Below are 16,824 nucleotides of genomic sequence, written 5' to 3'. Positions count from 1 at the left end.
CCTATTTGCTCGGGGAAGCGGAGGACGAGGCTTTGGCCATGGACAGATGGTAGACGACGGTGGCGCCGGCGTTGACCTCCGTGCCCGCGTCCGGTTCCGAACTGACGAAGGTGTCCGGTGCCTGGCCGACCTCACCCTCGACGGCTTCGCCCCGTACCCAGCGAAGGCCCGCGCCTTCGATGGCTGCCCGCACCTGGGACTCGGTGGCGCCCTGGGCGATGTTGGGAACCGCGATCTTCTCCGGACCCTTCGAATACGTGACCGCGATCGTCTCGCCCCTGAGGACAGGGCCCGAAGGCTCGATGTTCGTCACCGTTCCCTGGGTGGACGTATCGAACTTTTCGGTGCCCTTGACCACGAAGCCAAGGTCGATCAGCTCACTGCGGACGGTCTCGTAGGGGCGGCCGAGGTACTGCTCCGGAATGAGGTTGACCGTGTTCGGGGTGGTTTCGCTCGGGGACGGCGACTCTGAGGTTTCAGTGGCGCTGGGCGAGGCGGAGGTGGGCGGGGCGCTGCTCGACGCCGGGCTGCTCGTGCTGGATGAAGGCGCCGGAGACGTCGGGTTGAACAGGCCCATCTGGGTCAGCAGGAGGCCCAGGCCGGCGAAGAGGAGCAGGAGCAGCAGGGCGATCAGCGGCCACGTCCACGGACTGCGCTTCTTGCGTGCCGGCTGCGGCTCGTAGTTGTCCTCGTCTTCATCGTCGTACAGCACGGAGGATTCGTCCGGGTTGAGGGTGCGCTCGGCGGCCAGGGCGTCGGACCGCGACCCGGCGGCAGCAGCTCCCGCAGCTGCGCCGAGGACCGGAAGCGCGGAAGTCGCCGTCGTGTGCCCGTCCCTGCCGTGGGCAGCCACGACGCCGGTGGGCGCCGTCGCGACGCCGGTCGGGGCGGTGATGGGACCGGTGGCCCCCTCGAACAGGAGCATGCCCGGAACGGCGGCATGGGCTGCGGAGATATTCCCCGCGCGGATTGCTTCCGCGGCCTCGGCGAGCTTGATGGCATCCGCGGGGCGGTTCCGGGGATCCTTGGCCAGCATGGACATCAGCAGGGCGCGGACCGGGACAGGAAGGGTCTCCGGCAGCGGCGGCGGCGCGTCGTTGACCTGGGCCAACGCGATGGCGATCTGCGATTCGCCGGAGAACGGGCGGTGCCCGGTGAGGCTTTCATAACCGATGACGCCCAGGGAATATATGTCCGACGAGCCCGTGGCGGTCTGGCCAGTGGCCTGCTCGGGGGCGAGGTACTGGGCAGTTCCCATGACCTGGCCGGTCTGGGTCAGCGGGACCTGGTCCGCGAGGCGGGCGATGCCGAAGTCCGTGACCTTGACCCGGCCGTCCGGGGTGATGAGCAGGTTGCCCGGCTTCACGTCGCGGTGCACCAGGCCCTGGGCGTGCGCGACGGCCAGGGCGCGCGCGGTCTGCGAAATGATCGACATGGCCCGGTCCGGGGACAGGACCCGTTCCCGCTCAAGGATGGTGCTCAGCGGCTGCCCAGGCACCAGCTCCATGACGAGGTAGGCCGAGCCCTCCTCCTCGCCGTAGTCGAAGACGTTGGCGATGCCCACGTGGTTCAGCAGGGCGGTGTGGCGCGCTTCGGCGCGGAAACGCTGCAGGAAGCCGGGATCGCCCGTGTATTCCTCCTTGAGGACCTTGATGGCGACAATGCGGCCGAGGACCTGGTCTTTTGCTTTCCAGACCTCTCCCATGCCGCCGATCGCAATCCGGCTGGTCAGCTGGAACCTGCCGCCGAGGGTGATTCCTGACGTAGGTCTCACTTGTTCAACACCGCCTCAAAAATCTTCTTCGCATTCGGACTGGTTAGCTGTGCGCCGGTGGTCACGTCGACACCTTCGATCACGATGGTGACGGCCACCTGCGGGTCATTGGCCGGGGCAAACCCGGTAAACCATGAATTGTTCAAACCGCTGTCCCCCAACTGGGCGGTGCCGGTCTTGCCGGCCACCTGCACGCCCGGGATCGCGGCGCCGCGGCCGATGCCCTCGGACACGACGCCGGTCATCCACTCGGTGATCTGCCGGGAGATCGCGGCGCTCGTCGAGTTGCGGAGGACTTCCGGCTCCGGCTCGCTGATGACCCGGAGGTCAGGGGCGCGCACCGTCTTGATCAGGTTCGGTTTCATCTGCACGCCGCCGTTGGCGATCGCGGCGGTCATCATGGCAATCTGCAGCGGGGTCGCCTTGACGTCGCGCTGCCCGACGGCGGACTGCGCCAGGGAGGCGTCGTCCAGGTCATCGGGGAAGACACTGACGGCGGACTGGAGCTTGAGCTGGTCGCCGAAGTCCTGGCCGAAGCCGAACTTCCTGGCCTGGTCCGCGATGGCCTGCTGGCCGAGGTCAAGGGCGATGCTGGCGAAGGGAGTGTTGCAGGACTGCTCCAGCGCGAAGGCGAAGTCCGCCGTCGTGCGCGTGTAGCAATTGCCACCGGCGTAGTTCGGAAGGGACGCCGAGGAACCGGGCAGCGGCATGCTCGCCGGGTTGGGCAGGTCGCTGTCCTTGTTGTACTTCCCGGAGTTCAGGGCGGCCGCGGTGTCGATCAGCTTGAAGACCGAGCCGGGCGCCAGCAGGGCTCCCGTGGGTCCGCTGACCGACTGGTTCAAGTTGATGCCGCGGACCTTGTTGAGCTCCTCGAAGCTGGACTGTTCCTTGGCGACGTCGTGGGTGGCGATCAGGTTCGGATCGTAGGACGGCTTGGAGGCCATGGCGATGATCGCACCGGTCTTCGGGTTCGTCACGACGATCGAACCGCGCTGGCCGTCCGGGATGAGGTCGTAGGCCAGCTTCTGGATGGCCGGGTCGAGGGTGAGCTCAACGGAGGCACCCTTGGCCTGGCGGCCCAGGAAGACCTGGCTGATCCTGTCGAGGAACAGCTGGTCCGAACTGCCCGCGAGCTCGTCGCGGAGCTCCTGCTCCAGGCCGCTGGCCCCGTACGTCCGGGAGAAGTACCCGGTGATGCCGGCGTACAGTTCGGGCTGCGTGTATTTGCGCTGGAAGCTGCAGGTTTCGTCCCCGGCCACGGATTCGGCGATCGGCTTTCCGGCCACAATGATGGCGCCGCGGTCCTTGCAGTAATCGGCCAGGACGGCCCGCTGGTTCCAGGGGTTGTCGTTGAGCTCATCGGCTCCAACCACCTGGACGTAGCTGATGGCGCCGAAGATCAGGGCGAACATGGCGACGGCGGCAAGCCATGCGCTGCGGATGGACTGGTTCACGGCTGCTTCACCGCCTCACTGGATGCGTCGGTCATGGGGGTCGTATCGATGGGGCTGCGGGCGGTGTGCGAAATCATCAGCAGGAGGCCCACGATGATCCAGTTGGCCAGCAGCGAGGAGCCGCCGGCCGCGAGGAAGGGCGTGGTGAGTCCAGTCAGTGGGATCAGGCGGGTCACCCCGCCGATCACCACGAAGCACTGAAGGGCGATCGCGAAGGACAGGCCGCAGGCCAACAGCTTGCCGAAGGCGTCCCTGGTGCCCAGGGCTGCCCGGAAGCCGCGGGTGAACAGCAGCAGATACAACAGAACGACGGCGAACAGCCCGATCAGGCCGAGTTCTTCACCGATCAGGGCGATGATCATGTCGCTGTTGGCGAAGGGGACGAGGTCCGGCCGGCCCTGGCCGAGCCCGGTGCCGACCAGTCCGCCGTCGGCCATTCCGAATAGGCCCTGGACGATCTGGCGGCTGCCGCCGGGGAAACGGTCGTACACCTCGGGGGTGAAGGCGTTCCACCAGCTGTCGAGCCGGAAGCCCACGTGCGAGAAGATCCTGGACGCCACGAAACCGCCGCCCAGGATCAGGGCCAGGCCGATCACCACCCAGCTGATGCGGCTGGTGGCGACGTAGATCATCACGATGAACAAGCCGAAGAACAGCACGGAGGAACCGAGGTCGCGCTGGAAGACGAGGACGCCGATGCTGACGAGCCAGGCCGTGATCATGGGGCCCATGTCCTTGAAGCGCGGGAACTGCAGCGGCCCGATCTTGCGGCCGGCCAGGAGGATCAGGTCCCGGTTGGAGGAAAGATACCCGGCGAAGAATATGGCCAGCGTGATCTTGGCGATTTCACCGGGCTGGAAGGTCATGGGGCCAAGCCGGATCCACACGCTGGCGCCCAGGACTTCACCGGCCGAGATGCCGGGAACCAGCGGCAGGACCAGCAGGAGGGCGCTGGCAGCCAGCGAAATGAAGGTGAAGCGGCGCAGGATCCGGTGGTCCTTGAGGAACCAGATCGCCGTGATCGCGACGGCGACGGCGATCAGGGTCCAGCGCAGCTGGTTGTTGCCGGTGTCGTCCCCGGGTCCGTCCATCCGGTGGATGAGGGCCAATCCCAGGCCGTTCAGGGCCACCACGATCGGAAGTATCACCGGATCGGCATATTTAGCGCGGATGCGCAGGACGACGTGGAAGGCAAAGGCAGCCACGGCCAGCAGGATCGACTGGAACCAGAAATCGCTGTCGAAGGGGGTCTCGGAGTTGAGGTCCACCATGGCGCTTGCGCCGATCCCGACGGCGAGGGCCAGCACGAGGAGCGCAAGTTCAACGTTGCGCCGGGGCTTGGGTGCAGTATCTGCCTTGATCACGGGGACACCTCCTCACATGGTGCGTTGCTTGGCGTGGGCGATGCCGAGGGTTTGGCGGTGGAACCCGGCGAGGGCTTGGCAGACGGCGAGGCCTTAGCGGACGGTGTCGGCTTGGCGCTCGGCGACGGGCATGGAGTCGGGGCGGAACCGTCCGGCTCCTCCAGGTTCTTCACGATGCGCTGCGCGGCTTCAAGGCTGTCCGTTGGGATGGTCTGCCGGACCCTTTGCTGCTGGAACTCGGGAAGCGTATCCAGCTTGAGCTTCGATACCGATTCCAGGCTGGACAGCTGGATGGGACCCAGGCGCTGGGAGATCCCGTTGAAGATCGCCACCCGGCTGTCGTATTCGCCCACGTAGAAGCGGGTCTGCGTCCAGGCGTAGCCGAGCCACAGCCCGGCGACCAGGAAAACGGCCAGGACGGATGCTGCGAGGATCGTGAGCCAGCGGCGGCGCCCGGCGGGCAGCACGAGGACTTCTTCGCGGTCCTGTTCTGCCTTGTGGGTGAGCATGGTGGCTGCCCGGCGGGCCACGCTGCGGCCGGCCACGGTGGGGATGGATCCGGTTTCGGCCGCCGTGGCCGCGGCGCCCACCAGTTCGTGCGGGCGGGAAGCGAGCTCTTCGCGGAGGACTTCCGCGGAAAGGTGCTCACCGAGGTGCGGGTCGGTGACGGCGGGGGGCTCGCCGGCAGGCTTGGCGCCTTCCGCGGACGCGGCCGTTCCGGCCGCTGCGGCAGGTGTCTTTTCCCCGGCCGCTGTTTCCGACGCTTCGACGGTTTCGGCACTCTCCGTGGCGGCAGGCGGGGCGGGTTCCGCGGGGGCGACGATCTCGACGGAAGCCGTAGTGACGTCGTCGCCGGTTTCCTCGGCGATTTCCAGCATCACCACGGTGACGTTGTCCGGGGCGCCGTTCGCCAGCGTCAGCTGGATCAGCAGTTCGGCGCATTCGGCAAGGTTCCGGGTCTCCCGGACCACCTGCTCCACCACCGGTCCGGGAACGTAGTTCAAGCCGTCCGAGCAGAGCAGCCAGCGTTCGCCGGCTTCGACTTCGAGGACCGCCAGGTCCAGCTCCGGGCTCGCGTCCACATCGCCGAGCACGCGCATGAGGACGTTCTTGTGCGGGTGGGTTTCGGCTTCCTCCGGGCGGAGCCGGCCCTCGTCGATGAGCCGCTGGACGAAGGTGTGGTCCACGCTGACCTGCTCGAACGTGGTGCCGCGCAGCCGGTAGGCACGGGAATCGCCGATGTGGGCGAAATGCAGCTGGGAGCCCTCCAGCAGGAGGGCTGTGACAGTGGTGCCCATGCCCGCAAGCTTCGGATCCATGTGGACCAGCTCGGAGAGCAAGGAGTTGGCCGTCTGGATCTCGTCGGCGAGGACGGTGTCCGCGCCTTCGGGGTAGTCGTCGTGGTCCAGGTGGATCATGTCCAGGACGGTGGACGCCGAGGCGACGTCGCCGCCCGCATGCCCGCCCATCCCGTCGGCGACCACGGCAAGGTGGCGGCCAGCATAGGCTGAATCGTCGTTCTTGGAGCGAAGTCGGCCGACGTCGGAACGCGCCGCATAGCGCATGATCAGCGGACGGGTTCCGGGCGTGGGCTTGCCCTCGGGGGACTGGGGTGAAGCCATGGCTATGGCCTCAATTCAATGACCGTCTTGCCGATCCTCACGGGGACGCCAAGCTCCACCGGCAGGGCCCGGGTCAATTGCTGGTCGGCCAGGTAGGTGCCGTTGGTGGAGCCGAGATCTTCGATGAACCAGCGGCTGCCCTGCGGGAACAGTCGCGCATGCCGTCCCGAGGCGTAGTCGTCTTCGAGGACCAGGGTGGCTTCCTGGGCGCGGCCCAGCAGGATGGGGCTGGCGGCCAGCTGCACCGTGGTTCCCTTGAGCGGACCTTCGACGACGACGAGCTGCCGGGCCTGCTGCTTCGGGGCCGGCGTAGGGGGCGCCAGTTCGGGATGTTTGCGTACTTCGCGGGCCGTCGGGGCACCGGTAGCTGCCTTGCGTCCGATCATGAGGTCCCGGCGCATTGCGGACACGATGCTGAAGATCAATACCCACAGGAGCAACAGGAAGCCGAAACGCAGGGCCGTGATGGTCAGTTCGCTCACGCGCGGCCCCCGGGGTCGGAGCTGTTGGGGGGCACGTTCAGAAGCCTGAAGATGATCTTGGTTCGTCCCATCGTGATTGTGGAACCGTCTACAAGTTCCGTGCTGCCATCCAGTTTGTGCCCGTTGACATAGCTCCCGTTGGTGGAGCCGAGGTCCACGGCGCGGACAAAGCCGCCTTCGCTGCGGATCTCCAGGTGCTTGCGTGACACCCCGGTGTCTTCCACGAGGATGTCTGCTTCGGAGGATCGGCCCAGAATCACCGAGGGCGCGTTCAGCGAGTAGCGCTGGCCGCCGATGTCCAGGACGGGCTGAAGCCTGGATGGTTCCCGGCCGGGTGCGGCGGGGAGGTTGTTGCGGGGTGCAGGGGCGGGGGCGCCGCCGGATTTTTCCGTGCTCGAGGTGATTTCGAAATGGCCCTCGCGCTGGGTTTCGTCCTGCCGGAACGAGATGCGCACGGGGCCCTGCAGCGTATACCCCTGGCTGCGCACGTGCTGGATGACGACGTCGCACAGTTCCTCCGCCAGCGGGGTTCCCCATTCCTGGGCGCGGGTGAAGTCCTGAACGCTGAGGAGGACGTCGAAGACGTTCGGAGCCAAGGTGCGTCCGGCGGCGATGGTGAGGGACTTGTTGTCCAGTTCGCGGCGGAGCTTGCTGGCTATTTCCACGGGTTCCACCCGGGCGCGGGAGCCGGTGGAGAAGACACCGCGGACGGCTTTTTCGATGCCGCGCTCAACCCTGTCGAGCAATCCCATGGTCCTCCTCCTTCCGTTCCATCGACCCGGCAACTAACCGCTGCGCGGGCCTCGTCCCTCGCAGCAGGCATGGACCTTTGGAGTCCGTGACGGCATGGCCTTATGAAGGCCACTCCTTTCCCGATACTACTGGGCATGGCTGTGAATGGCCTTAATCCGCAACGGCCGGGCACGCGGAAAAGTTCGTCACAGTAGCCCCACAACCCTCGGTGACCGGGCGCGAAAACCGCGTCATTCCGGGGCCTGAAAGCCCTGCGGCGGCCCGATTGGTGTTTTTGCTCCAAGTTCCGTTATGCTTGATCTCGCTGCTTTTGCAGGGCAGGAAGCAAGGAAACTTGTGGATCGTTCCGTGCAGGAGAAGTTGCGCGCGAGTGGCGGAACGGCAGACGCGCTGGCTTCAGGTGCCAGTGTCCGAAAGGGCGTGGGGGTTCAAATCCCCCCTCGCGCACGCATTTGAAACACCCCGGTCTTCGGACCGGGGTGTTTTTGTTTAACCCGGGACGTTCGCCGCAGCGCCTTTTAGCCCCGCGCCGTTCCCGCAGTGGCGGGCCACGGGCGCGGTCCAGCAGCGCCTTTTCAGCCCCGCAGCGCCCCGAAGCCCGCAACCAGCGCGTCCAGGCCCATACGGAACGCGAGGTCCGAGGGGTAGTTCACCGGACCGAGGCTGCGCACGGCCGCCGTGAAGTGTGGCGTGGATTCGGCGAGCTTTCCGGAGTCGAAGATGTCCGCCGGGGCGGTGGCGTCGAAGGCTGCGCCGAAGATATAGGCCTCGAGAGCCACGATGCAGGGGATGATGCGGTCCTCGGGGAAGCCGGCGCGCAGGAACCCCTCCGTGACGGCCTCGTACATGGCCAGGGTCTGCGGGGCGTCGGTCACCGGCAGGACCGCGATGACCGAAATCAACGGTGTGTGCGCGGAGAAGATGTCGCGGTAGGAGTACGCCCACGACTTGACCGCTTCCTCCCAAGGCAGGCTGCCGAAGACGCTCGAGTCCACCTGGGACATCAGGTCCTCTTCCACGAGCCTGAGCACGTCGTCCTTCGACCCCACGTGGTTGTAGAGGGCTGACGGCGCCACGCCCAGCGACTTGGCCAGCGCCGCCATGGTGAGGCCGTCGTAGCCCTTCTTGCTGACCAGGGCCAGCGCCGCCGCGGTGATGCCGGCCTTGTCCAGGACCGACCCCACGGGCCGGCCGGCCCTCCGGCGCGGCTTGGTTTCGGCCGGTGAGGGGGAGGGCTCGGGCATGGATGACCTTTCTGGAAACGGCGTTTCCAGCATTATTCCACCGGGGGCTTCCCAGTTACCTAAGTCACCGGTACAGTAGAGATAAATGAATGGCATTCATTTATAGACCTGCATTACAGGCCGGCCAACGGAGCGCGGCCACGGAAAGGACATCATGTTGAATCTTGACCGCGACGTCGTCATCGTTGGCGCTGGTCCGTCCGGCCTGACCGCTGCGCGTGAACTGAAGAAGGCCGGCCTCACCGTCGCCGTGCTTGAGGCCCGGGACAGGGTCGGCGGACGCACCTGGACGGACACGATCGACGGCGCCATGCTCGAAATCGGCGGCCAGTGGGTCTCGCCGGACCAGACAGTGCTCATGGAAACCCTCGAGGAACTCGGCCTGGAAATGTACTCCCGCTACCGCGAAGGCGAGTCCATCTACATCGGCGCGGACGGCAAGCACAGCCGCTACACCGGCGCCTCCTTCCCTGTCAGCGAAAGCACCGCCGTCGAGATGGACAAGCTCACGGCCATCCTGGACGGACTGGCCGCCGAAATCGGCGCCGAGGAGCCCTGGGCCCACCCCAAGGCCCGCGAGCTCGACACCATCTCCTTCCACCACTGGCTGCGCCGGAACTCCGCGGACGAAGAGGCCTGCAACAACATCGGCCTGTTCATCGCCGGCGGCATGCTGACCAAGCCCGCCCACGCGTTCTCCGCCCTGCAGGCGGTGCTGATGGCGGCCTCGGCCGGCTCCTTCAGCAACCTCACCGACGAGGACTTCATCCTCGACAAGCGCGTGATCGGCGGCATGCAGCAGGTGTCCCTGCGCATCGCCGCGGAGCTGGGGGACGACGTCGTCCTCGACTCCCCGGTGCGCACCATCAACTGGGAAGAGGTCGACGGCGGCCACCGCGTTTCGGTCGAATCCGACCGCGCCACCGTGAACGCCCGCTTCGTCATCATGGCCGTCCCGCCGAACCTCTACAGCCGCGTCTCCTTCAACCCGCCGCTGCCGCGCCGCCAGCACCAGATGCACCAGCACCAGTCCCTGGGCCTGGTCATCAAGGTGCACGCCGTCTACGAGACCCCGTTCTGGCGCGACAAGGGCCTCTCCGGCACCTGCTTCGGCGCCGGCTCGCTGGTCCAGGAGGTCTACGACAACACCAACCACGGCGACACCCGTGGCACCCTGGTGGGCTTCGTCTCCGACGAAAAGGCCGACGCCATGTTCGAACTGAGCGAAGAGGACCGGAAGGCCGCCATCCTGGACTCCATCGCCGAATACCTGGGCGACGAGGCCAAGAACCCGTCCGTCTTCTACCTTTCCGACTGGGGTTCCGAGGAGTGGACCCGCGGCGCCTACGCGTCCAGCTACGACCTCGGCGGGCTGTCCCGCTACGGCAAAGACCAGCACGCCGCCGTCGGCCCGATCTACTGGTCCTCCTCCGACCTGGCGGCCGAGGGTTACCAGCACGTGGACGGCGCCGTGCGCATGGGCAAGAAGACCGCGGCACGCATCATCGCCGCGAACGACCGGGCGGCGCAGCCGGTGGCCTAGCGCAGCCGGTCGCGTAGCGCAGCCGGTGGCCTAGCGCAGCCGGTGGCCTAGCGCAGCCGGTGGCCTAGCGCAGCCGGTCGCATAGCGGAAGCAGGAAACTGCAAAGCGTCCCGGTCCTTGGATTTCCAGGGGCCGGGACGCCTTGTTTTTTGCGCAGACGGTTTGGCCAGAGCCAGAACCTCAGACGAAGACGATGCCTTCCGGGACATCCGGGCGGATTTCGGTGCCGACCTTGCGGGCCAGCAGGTCGTCCAGGCGGTCCAGCGGGCCGATGAGCACGCGGCCGCCGGCCTTCGCGACGCGGATCGCGGCGTCCACCTTCGGCTTCATGGAGCCCTCGGCGAAGGCCAGTTCGGAGATTGCTTCCGGCGAGGCCGTGAGGATGTCGCGCTGTTCCGGGGTGCCCCAGTTCTCGCTGACGAAGTCACCGTCGGTGAGCATGATCAGGGTGTCGGCCTCGAGTTCGGCCGCGAGCGTGGCACTGGCGGCGTCCTTGTCGACCACGGCCTGCATGCCGATCTGGTGGCCCCTGCCGTCGAGCTTGACCGGCACGCCGCCACCACCGACGCACACCACCAAGGTGCCGCCGTCGAGCAGTTTGCGGACCAGCGGGGACTGGACGATGCTGATTGGCTCCGGCGAGGGGACCACCCGGCGGAAGGCGTTGCCGTCCTTGGCGATGGTCCACCGGTACTCGGACGCGGCCTCGGCGGCGTCCTGCGCGGAGTACGTGGGGCCGATGAGCTTCGTGGGGCGGTGGAAGGCGGGGTCGTTCTCGTCCACCACGGTGGTGGTGACGATGGCCGCAACTTCGCGCTCCCCGGCGAGGGCGTTGGAGAGCTCCTGCTGGATGACGTAGCCGATCATGCCCTGGGTTTCGGCGCCCAGGATGTCCAGCGGGTAGGCCGCCACGTCCTGGTAGGCCAGGTTCTGCAGGGCAAGGAGGCCCACCTGGGGTCCGTTCCCGTGCGTAATCACCATTTCGTGTTCGCGTGCCAGCTTGGCAAGCGCCTGGCAGCTCTCTTTGACATTTGCCCGCAGCCGGTCGGCCGTCATCGGCTCGCCGCGCTTTGCGAGGGCGTTTCCGCCCAGTGCAACTACTAGTCGCATTTGAATCCTCCTCTGGGGACTGGCTCTAGAATACCGCAGATGGTATACCATCGTGAGGTGCAAGGCTGTGATGACTGAGAGTCGTCCCGGAGATTTCGGCTAGAGGAGCCTAATGGCAGCTTCACTCAAATCGAACTGTATACCAGCAGTGTCAATCGATTCCGCGTTGGTGACCGCCCTCCGGGAAACACCGGGTACTGGGAAGGTCCACTCTGTCTTCGAGCGGGCGATCAACATCCTTGCGCCGTGGGGCCAACTGGTCACCCTCGCCGCCCGCCAGTTGGACAACGCGCCCTGGACCGTCCGCGCCGAGGTCCGCGACTGGAGCCGCGCAGGCATCCAGGCCGGCGACCCGGCGGACTTCAGCACGCGCGGAATCTCCTTCGACTCCGCAGACACCGTGGTGCTGCTGCCCGGCGCGCGGGAATGGTTCGCGAAGCGGATTCCGCTCGCGGAGATCACGACGGCGGAACTCGCTTCGGGTGCCGCGGCGCTCGACGAGCTGCTTGTGGCCCACGGCGTTCGCGGCGGCATCCTCGAGGCATCCGACGCGGACCGCACCGCCACGGAACCCGGACGCACCGCCGCGGAACCCGGAAGCACCGCCGCGGAACCCGGACCCACCGCCTTCGACGCCGGAATCGCGCAGGGATTGCGGGCGGGCCGCGAGGCCCTCCACACGGCGGTCCGCGCCGGCGACAGCGGGGCCATCGGCGAAGCGGCGCTGCAGCTGCTCGGTCTGGGCTCCGGTCTCACTCCGGCAGGGGACGACTTCCTCTGCGGCCTGGCGCTGCTCGCGGCCCAGCCGGGCAGCCGGCTCGGCGCGGCATGCGAGGCGCTGTCCGCCGTCGTCGGGCAGCATGCGGACCGCACCACCCTGCTCAGCTGGACGACGCTGCGGGAGGCAGTGGACGGGCGCGTCCGCGAAAGCCTGCTCGAACTGCTCAGCCAGCTTTTCCGCCATAGGGCGGAAGACCCCGCCGGGCTCGCCCGGCACCTTCGTGCCCCGGTGGACCGTGCCCTTGGCATCGGCCACACCTCAGGGACGGACATCCTGTCCGGCCTCCTGGCCGGACTTCGACTCGAAACAGAACTGAGAGGGTCCATGTGAGTGTCACAGCAGTGATCAAGAAAAACAGCTATTTCGACTCGGTGTCACTGATGTCGATTTCGACGAAGGCGAACGGGATCGACGGCGTCGGCCAGGCCTTCGTCGCGATGGCGACCGAAATGAACAAGGCGGTCCTGCAGAACCTCGGCCTGCTCACCGACGAGCTGAAGGCCGCCACCACGAGCGACCTGATGATCGTCGTGGTGCCGTCCGAGGGCGCGGACGGGGATGAACTGGTGCCCCTGGTCGAGGAGCTGCTGGTCCGCAAGGCTCCGGCCGCGGGCGGCGCGGAGGTTTCGCACCGCACCGTCGCCTCCGCCGTGGAGGAGGACGCCGACATCAACCTGGCGGTCATCGCCGTGAACGGTGCTTTTGCCGCGCGCGAGGCCCGCAAGGCCCTCGACGCCGGCCTGAACGTCATGATGTTCAGCGACAACGTGGCTGTGGAGGACGAGATCGCCCTCAAGAACCTTGCCCACGACAACGGCCTGCTCATGATGGGCCCGGACTGCGGCACCGCCATCCTCAACGGCGTGGCCCTGTGCTTCGGCAACGCCGTGCGTCCCGGAACGGTGGGCATCGTGGCCGCCTCCGGCACCGGTTCCCAGGAAGTCAGCGTCCAGGTGCACGCCCTGGGCGGCGGCGTCTCGCAGCTGATCGGCACCGGCGGCCGCGACCTCAGCGCGGAGGTGGGCGGCATCATGATGATCGACGGCATCCGCGCCCTCGCAGCCGACCCCGGCACCGAGGTGATCGTGCTCGTCTCCAAGCCGCCGGCAGCGGAGACGGAAGCCAAGGTCCTCGCCGAGGTGGCCACCGCCGGCAAGCCCGTGGTGGTCTACTTCATCGGCGGTTCCCAGGACGCCGTCCTCGCCGCCGGGGGACACTTCGCCGCCAGCAGCGCCGACGCCGCCCGCCAGGCCGTGGAGCTCTCTTCCGCCGCCGCTTCGCAGCCCGAAACCCTCGACGCCGCGCAGGTGGACGCCGTCCTTGCCAAGCTTGCCCCCGGCCAGGAGAACGTCCGCGGACTGTTCTGCGGCGGGACCCTGTGCGACGAGTCCATGTACGCCCTGCTGAACGACGGCCGCGAGGTCTTCAGCAACATCCAGAAGGATCCGGCCTTCCAGATCGGGGCCGCCGACTCCAGCCGCGGGCACACCTTCCTGGACTTCGGCGACGACGAATTCACCAACGGCCGCCCGCACCCCATGATCGACCCCTCGAACCGCCTTGCGCGGATCGTGGAGGAAGCCAGGGACCCCAGCGTCGCCGCCCTCGTCATGGACTTCGTCCTGGGCTTCGGCGCCCACGAAGACCCCGCCGGCGTGACCCTGCCCGCCATCCGCGAAGGCCAGCGCATCGCGCAGGAGGACGGCCGGCACCTGGAGGTCATCGCATACGTCCTGGGCACCGAGCTCGACACCCCGGGCCTTGACGCCCAGCGCAAAGCCCTGGCCGAGGCCGGGGTCACCGTCACCAGCAGCAGCACCGTCACGGGCGAGTTCGCCCGCGCCATCGCCAGGAAGGGAGCCGCCGCATGAGCACGGCAGCATCACAGCTTTTCGGCGGACAGCTCAACGTGGTCAACATCGGCCTGAGCATGTTCGAAGACGACATCCGCAGCCAGGGCGCGCCCGTGCGCACCCTTGACTGGACCCCGCCGGGCGGCGGCAAGCCCGAGGTCATCGCGGCCCTTGACGCCCTGGCCCGCCCCGAGCTTGCCGAGCGGATCGAGGCCGCCAACGCGGAGGCCGTGGACCGCATCAAGAACGCGAAGCCGATGCTCGTGGGCTTCGGCCGGGCGATCGACGTGGTCCCCGGGATGACGCCCACCACCATCCTGCACTCCGGCCCGCCCGTGGCCTGGGAGGACATGTCCGGGCCGATGAAGGGCGCCGTCACCGGCGCGTTGGTCTTCGAGGGCCTGGCCACGGACCTGGAGGATGCCGCCCGCGTGGCCGCCTCCGGTGGAATCACCTTCGCTCCATGCCACGAGCACCGGTGCGTGGGTTCCATGGCCGGCGTGACCAGCCCGTCCATGTACATGCACGTGGTCCGCAACGAGACCCACGGCAACTACGCCTACACCAACCTCTCCGAGCAGCTCGCCAAGATCCTGCGCATGGGCGCCAACGACCAGAGCGTCATCGACCGCCTGGTCTGGATGCGCGACGTCCTGGGCCCCATGCTCAAGGAGGCCGTGGAGTTCACCGGCCCCATCGACCTGCGCCTCATGCTGGCCCAGGCCCTGCACATGGGCGACGAAGCCCACAACCGCAACATCGCCGGCACGGTGCTGCTCTTCCAGGCGCTGGCCCCCGGGCTGCTGCAGTCCTCCTTCAGCGAAGCCCGGAAGAAGGAAGTGTTCGACTTCATCGCGAGCTCGGACTACTTCTCGGGCCCCACCTGGATGGCCACCGCCAAGGCCGCCCTCGACGCCGCCCACGGAATCGAAGGCTCCACCGTCGTCACCACCATGGCGCGGAACGGCGTCGAGTTCGGCATCCGGGTCTCCGGACTGCCGGGCAACCACTGGCTCACCGGCCCGGCCCAGAAGGTCATCGGGCCAATGTTCGCCGGCTACAAGCCGGAGGACTCCGGCCTGGACATCGGGGACTCGGCCATCACGGAGACCTACGGCTTCGGCGGTTTCGCCATGGCCGCGGCCCCGGCGATCGTGGCCCTGGTGGGCGGCACCGTGGAGGACGCCATGGCGTACACGCGGGACATGGCCCTTATCACCACGGACCAAAACCCGAACGTCACCATCCCGGCCCTCGGCTTCCAGGGCATCCCCACGGGCATCGACGTCCGCAAGGTCCTGGAGACCGGCATCGTCCCGGTCATCAACACCGCCATCGCGCACAAGGATGCCGGCATCGGCATGATCGGCGCCGGCATCACCCACCCACCGGTCGACGTCTTCGAGAAGGCAATCCTTGCCCTTGCAGACAAGCTCGCCTGAGCCGGCCCCCCTTTAAGAAACCCCTAAGAGAAAGCAGTTGTGGCGATGACGACTCCGCCAGGCACTGTTGAAAGCACCACCGCCGGGACCGGGCTCGAATCCGAATTCGAGCACACGCCGGTCCCGGAAACCCACCGGAAGTCCCTCCTGACGGTTTCGGCCGTCTGGTTCGGATTCCCGATGATCCTGACCAATGCCGTCCCGGGTGGCCTCGTAGTCGCCCTGCTCGGCTTCTGGCAGGGCCTCGCCGCGATTGTCGTTGCCAACCTCATCATGTTCGTCTACGTCAGCCTGCTCAGCTACCGGGCCGGAAAGACGGGCAAGAGCTTCGCGCTGCAGGCTACGGAAACCTTCGGCACCGCCGGCTACGCGATCGCCTCGGGCTTCCTGGCCACCGTGGTGGTGGGCTGGTTCGCCTTCAACACCGGCGCCACCGGGGCGAGCCTGAACAAGGCCTTCGGTTGGAACGAGACCCTGGTGGTGGCGATCGCCGGCGTCGCGTTCATCGCGGTGACCTACCTCGGCATCAAGGCGCTGTCCTGGCTGGGTGCCATCGCGGCTCCGCTGTTCATCGTGGCCGTGGTGATCGCCATCGCGATCGCCGCGCAGAGCCACGACCTGGGCCAGATCGTGAACTTCCAGGGCGTGGGCGGCGGCGCGATGACCTTCGGCGTGGCCGTCACCTCGATCATGGCCACCTTCGCCGACTCGGGGACCATGACGGCGGACTTCACCCGCTGGTCGAAGAACGGCCGCGAAGCGGTGCTTGCTACCGCCACCGCGTTCCCGTTCGCGAGCCTCGTGGCGCAGCTCAGCGGCGGCCTGCTGGTGGCAGCCGGGGCGATCGCCTCGGCCCAGACCGCGGGCGGCGACTTCACGCCGATCCTCACCGGCGCGAACAACCCGCTCCTGAACGCCTTGGTGGTGGTCTTCGTGGTGATCAACCTCGGCTCGGTGTGCACACACTGCCTGTACAACGGCGCCCTGGGCTGGTCCCATCTGACCCGCTCGTCGATGCGCCTGCTCACCCTGGTGCTGGGCGTGATCGGCGTGGCCGTTGCCCTGCTGGGCGTGTGGAGCCTCTTCGTGAACTGGCTCGCGTTCCTCGGGGTGATCGTTCCGCCGCTCGGTGCCGTGCTCATCGCCGACCAGATCATCCTGCGCAAGCGGCTCGCCGGCCGCGCCGAGTCGAAGATCCGCCCGACGGCGTTCATCGCCTGGGCGGTCGGTGCCGTGGCCGCCGTCGTGGTCCACTTCGGCGCGCCGATGCTGTCGGACGCGGTGGTGGGCCTGGTGGTCGGGCTCGTGGCGTACCTGGCGATCGAGCGGCTGGCCGGGAAGACGGCCGCGGCTTAACTGCAGTAACCCGGAAGGGGCCGGAACCGCTTTGGGCGGTTCCGGC

General features: G+C 67.5%; 13 protein-coding genes and 1 tRNA gene. 6 read left to right on the top strand and 8 right to left on the bottom strand.

Going from position 1 to position 16,824, the window contains the following annotated elements; genetic code table 11:
• Nucleotide 1: 1 nt before the first annotated feature.
• The 6 genes from D3654_RS06490 to D3654_RS06465 are packed head-to-tail and all read right to left on the bottom strand — an operon-like array spanning nt 2 to nt 7,448.
• Nucleotides 2-1,774: a protein kinase domain-containing protein gene (locus tag D3654_RS06490; RefSeq protein ID WP_120520703.1), complete on the bottom strand. Its 1,773-nt coding sequence runs from the start codon at nt 1,772-1,774 to the stop codon at nt 2-4.
• Nucleotides 1,771-3,228, bottom strand: coding sequence for a peptidoglycan D,D-transpeptidase FtsI family protein (locus D3654_RS06485; protein WP_120520702.1), 1,458 nt, complete (start codon nt 3,226-3,228; stop codon nt 1,771-1,773). The genes D3654_RS06490 and D3654_RS06485 overlap by 4 nt, the downstream gene beginning before the upstream one ends.
• A complete protein-coding gene (locus D3654_RS06480; RefSeq protein ID WP_120520701.1) occupies nt 3,225-4,592 on the bottom strand; it encodes an FtsW/RodA/SpoVE family cell cycle protein in 1,368 nt (455 codons plus the stop codon). The genes D3654_RS06485 and D3654_RS06480 overlap by 4 nt, the downstream gene beginning before the upstream one ends.
• Nucleotides 4,589-6,214, bottom strand: a complete 1,626-nt coding sequence (locus D3654_RS06475; protein ID WP_120520700.1) for a PP2C family protein-serine/threonine phosphatase — start codon at nt 6,212-6,214, stop codon at nt 4,589-4,591. Before D3654_RS06475 ends, D3654_RS06480 begins: the two co-directional genes overlap by 4 nt.
• Before the next feature lie 2 nt (nt 6,215-6,216).
• Nucleotides 6,217-6,696 (bottom strand): FHA domain-containing protein FhaB/FipA, encoded by a 480-nt coding sequence (locus tag D3654_RS06470; protein WP_120520699.1) that lies wholly within the window; start codon nt 6,694-6,696, stop codon nt 6,217-6,219.
• Complete coding sequence (locus D3654_RS06465; protein WP_120520698.1) at nt 6,693-7,448, bottom strand: FHA domain-containing protein; 756 nt, start codon at nt 7,446-7,448, stop codon at nt 6,693-6,695. The genes D3654_RS06470 and D3654_RS06465 overlap by 4 nt, the downstream gene beginning before the upstream one ends.
• Nucleotides 7,449-7,813: 365 nt before the next feature.
• On the opposite strand from D3654_RS06465, the gene D3654_RS06460 reads away from it, so the two are divergent.
• Nucleotides 7,814-7,896: transfer RNA gene (locus tag D3654_RS06460), tRNA-Leu, on the top strand.
• Between the two features lie 128 nt (nt 7,897-8,024).
• Here the strand turns inward: D3654_RS06460 and D3654_RS06455 are convergent.
• Nucleotides 8,025-8,693, bottom strand: a complete 669-nt coding sequence (locus D3654_RS06455) for a TetR/AcrR family transcriptional regulator (RefSeq protein ID WP_245413112.1) — start codon at nt 8,691-8,693, stop codon at nt 8,025-8,027.
• A 154-nt stretch (nt 8,694-8,847) separates the two neighbouring features.
• Here D3654_RS06455 and D3654_RS06450 point away from each other — a divergent pair, with 154 nt between their 5' ends.
• Complete coding sequence (locus tag D3654_RS06450; RefSeq protein WP_120520696.1) at nt 8,848-10,236, top strand: flavin monoamine oxidase family protein; 1,389 nt, start codon at nt 8,848-8,850, stop codon at nt 10,234-10,236.
• A 180-nt stretch (nt 10,237-10,416) separates the two neighbouring features.
• Here D3654_RS06450 and D3654_RS06445 read toward each other — a convergent pair whose 3' ends face one another.
• Nucleotides 10,417-11,346, bottom strand: coding sequence for a carbamate kinase (locus tag D3654_RS06445; RefSeq protein WP_120520695.1), 930 nt, complete (start codon nt 11,344-11,346; stop codon nt 10,417-10,419).
• Nucleotides 11,347-11,494: 148 nt separating this feature from the next.
• On the opposite strand from D3654_RS06445, the gene D3654_RS20410 reads away from it, so the two are divergent.
• Genes D3654_RS20410 through D3654_RS06420 form a run of 4 tightly spaced genes read left to right on the top strand, consistent with a single transcriptional unit; the run spans nt 11,495 to nt 16,778 of the window.
• On the top strand, nt 11,495-12,457 hold the full coding sequence (locus D3654_RS20410) for an oxamate carbamoyltransferase subunit AllH family protein (protein ID WP_162943650.1): 963 nt from the start codon (nt 11,495-11,497) through the stop codon (nt 12,455-12,457).
• An 11-nt stretch (nt 12,458-12,468) separates the two neighbouring features.
• Nucleotides 12,469-13,998, top strand: coding sequence for an acyl-CoA synthetase FdrA (fdrA, locus tag D3654_RS06430; protein WP_205571741.1), 1,530 nt, complete (start codon nt 12,469-12,471; stop codon nt 13,996-13,998).
• Nucleotides 13,995-15,422 carry a YlbE family protein gene (locus D3654_RS06425; protein ID WP_120520691.1) on the top strand — a complete coding sequence of 476 codons (1,428 nt, stop codon included), beginning with the start codon at nt 13,995-13,997 and terminating at the stop codon, nt 15,420-15,422. Before fdrA ends, D3654_RS06425 begins: the two co-directional genes overlap by 4 nt.
• Before the next feature lie 45 nt (nt 15,423-15,467).
• Nucleotides 15,468-16,778: a cytosine permease gene (locus D3654_RS06420; RefSeq protein WP_120520690.1), complete on the top strand. Its 1,311-nt coding sequence runs from the start codon at nt 15,468-15,470 to the stop codon at nt 16,776-16,778.
• The last annotated feature ends 46 nt before the right edge of the window (nt 16,779-16,824 follow it).

This window comes from Arthrobacter celericrescens (assembly GCF_003614925.1).
GTDB classification, from domain to species: domain Bacteria; phylum Actinomycetota; class Actinomycetes; order Actinomycetales; family Micrococcaceae; genus Arthrobacter; species Arthrobacter celericrescens.
Note: the sequence above shows the minus strand (reverse complement) of the source record. Positions and strands in the feature narration are given on the sequence as shown.

Coding starts and splice junctions, on each gene's coding strand:
- D3654_RS06450 (WP_120520696.1), top strand. CDS start 8,848: ATGTTGAATCTTGACCGCGACGTCGTCATCGTTGGCGCTGGTCCGTCC.
- D3654_RS06445 (WP_120520695.1), bottom strand. CDS start 11,346: ATGCGACTAGTAGTTGCACTGGGCGGAAACGCCCTCGCAAAGCGCGGC.
- D3654_RS06420 (WP_120520690.1), top strand. CDS start 15,468: ATGACGACTCCGCCAGGCACTGTTGAAAGCACCACCGCCGGGACCGGG.
- D3654_RS06475 (WP_120520700.1), bottom strand. CDS start 6,214: ATGGCTTCACCCCAGTCCCCCGAGGGCAAGCCCACGCCCGGAACCCGT.
- D3654_RS06455 (WP_245413112.1), bottom strand. CDS start 8,693: ATGCCCGAGCCCTCCCCCTCACCGGCCGAAACCAAGCCGCGCCGGAGG.
- D3654_RS06425 (WP_120520691.1), top strand. CDS start 13,995: ATGAGCACGGCAGCATCACAGCTTTTCGGCGGACAGCTCAACGTGGTC.
- D3654_RS06465 (WP_120520698.1), bottom strand. CDS start 7,448: ATGGGATTGCTCGACAGGGTTGAGCGCGGCATCGAAAAAGCCGTCCGC.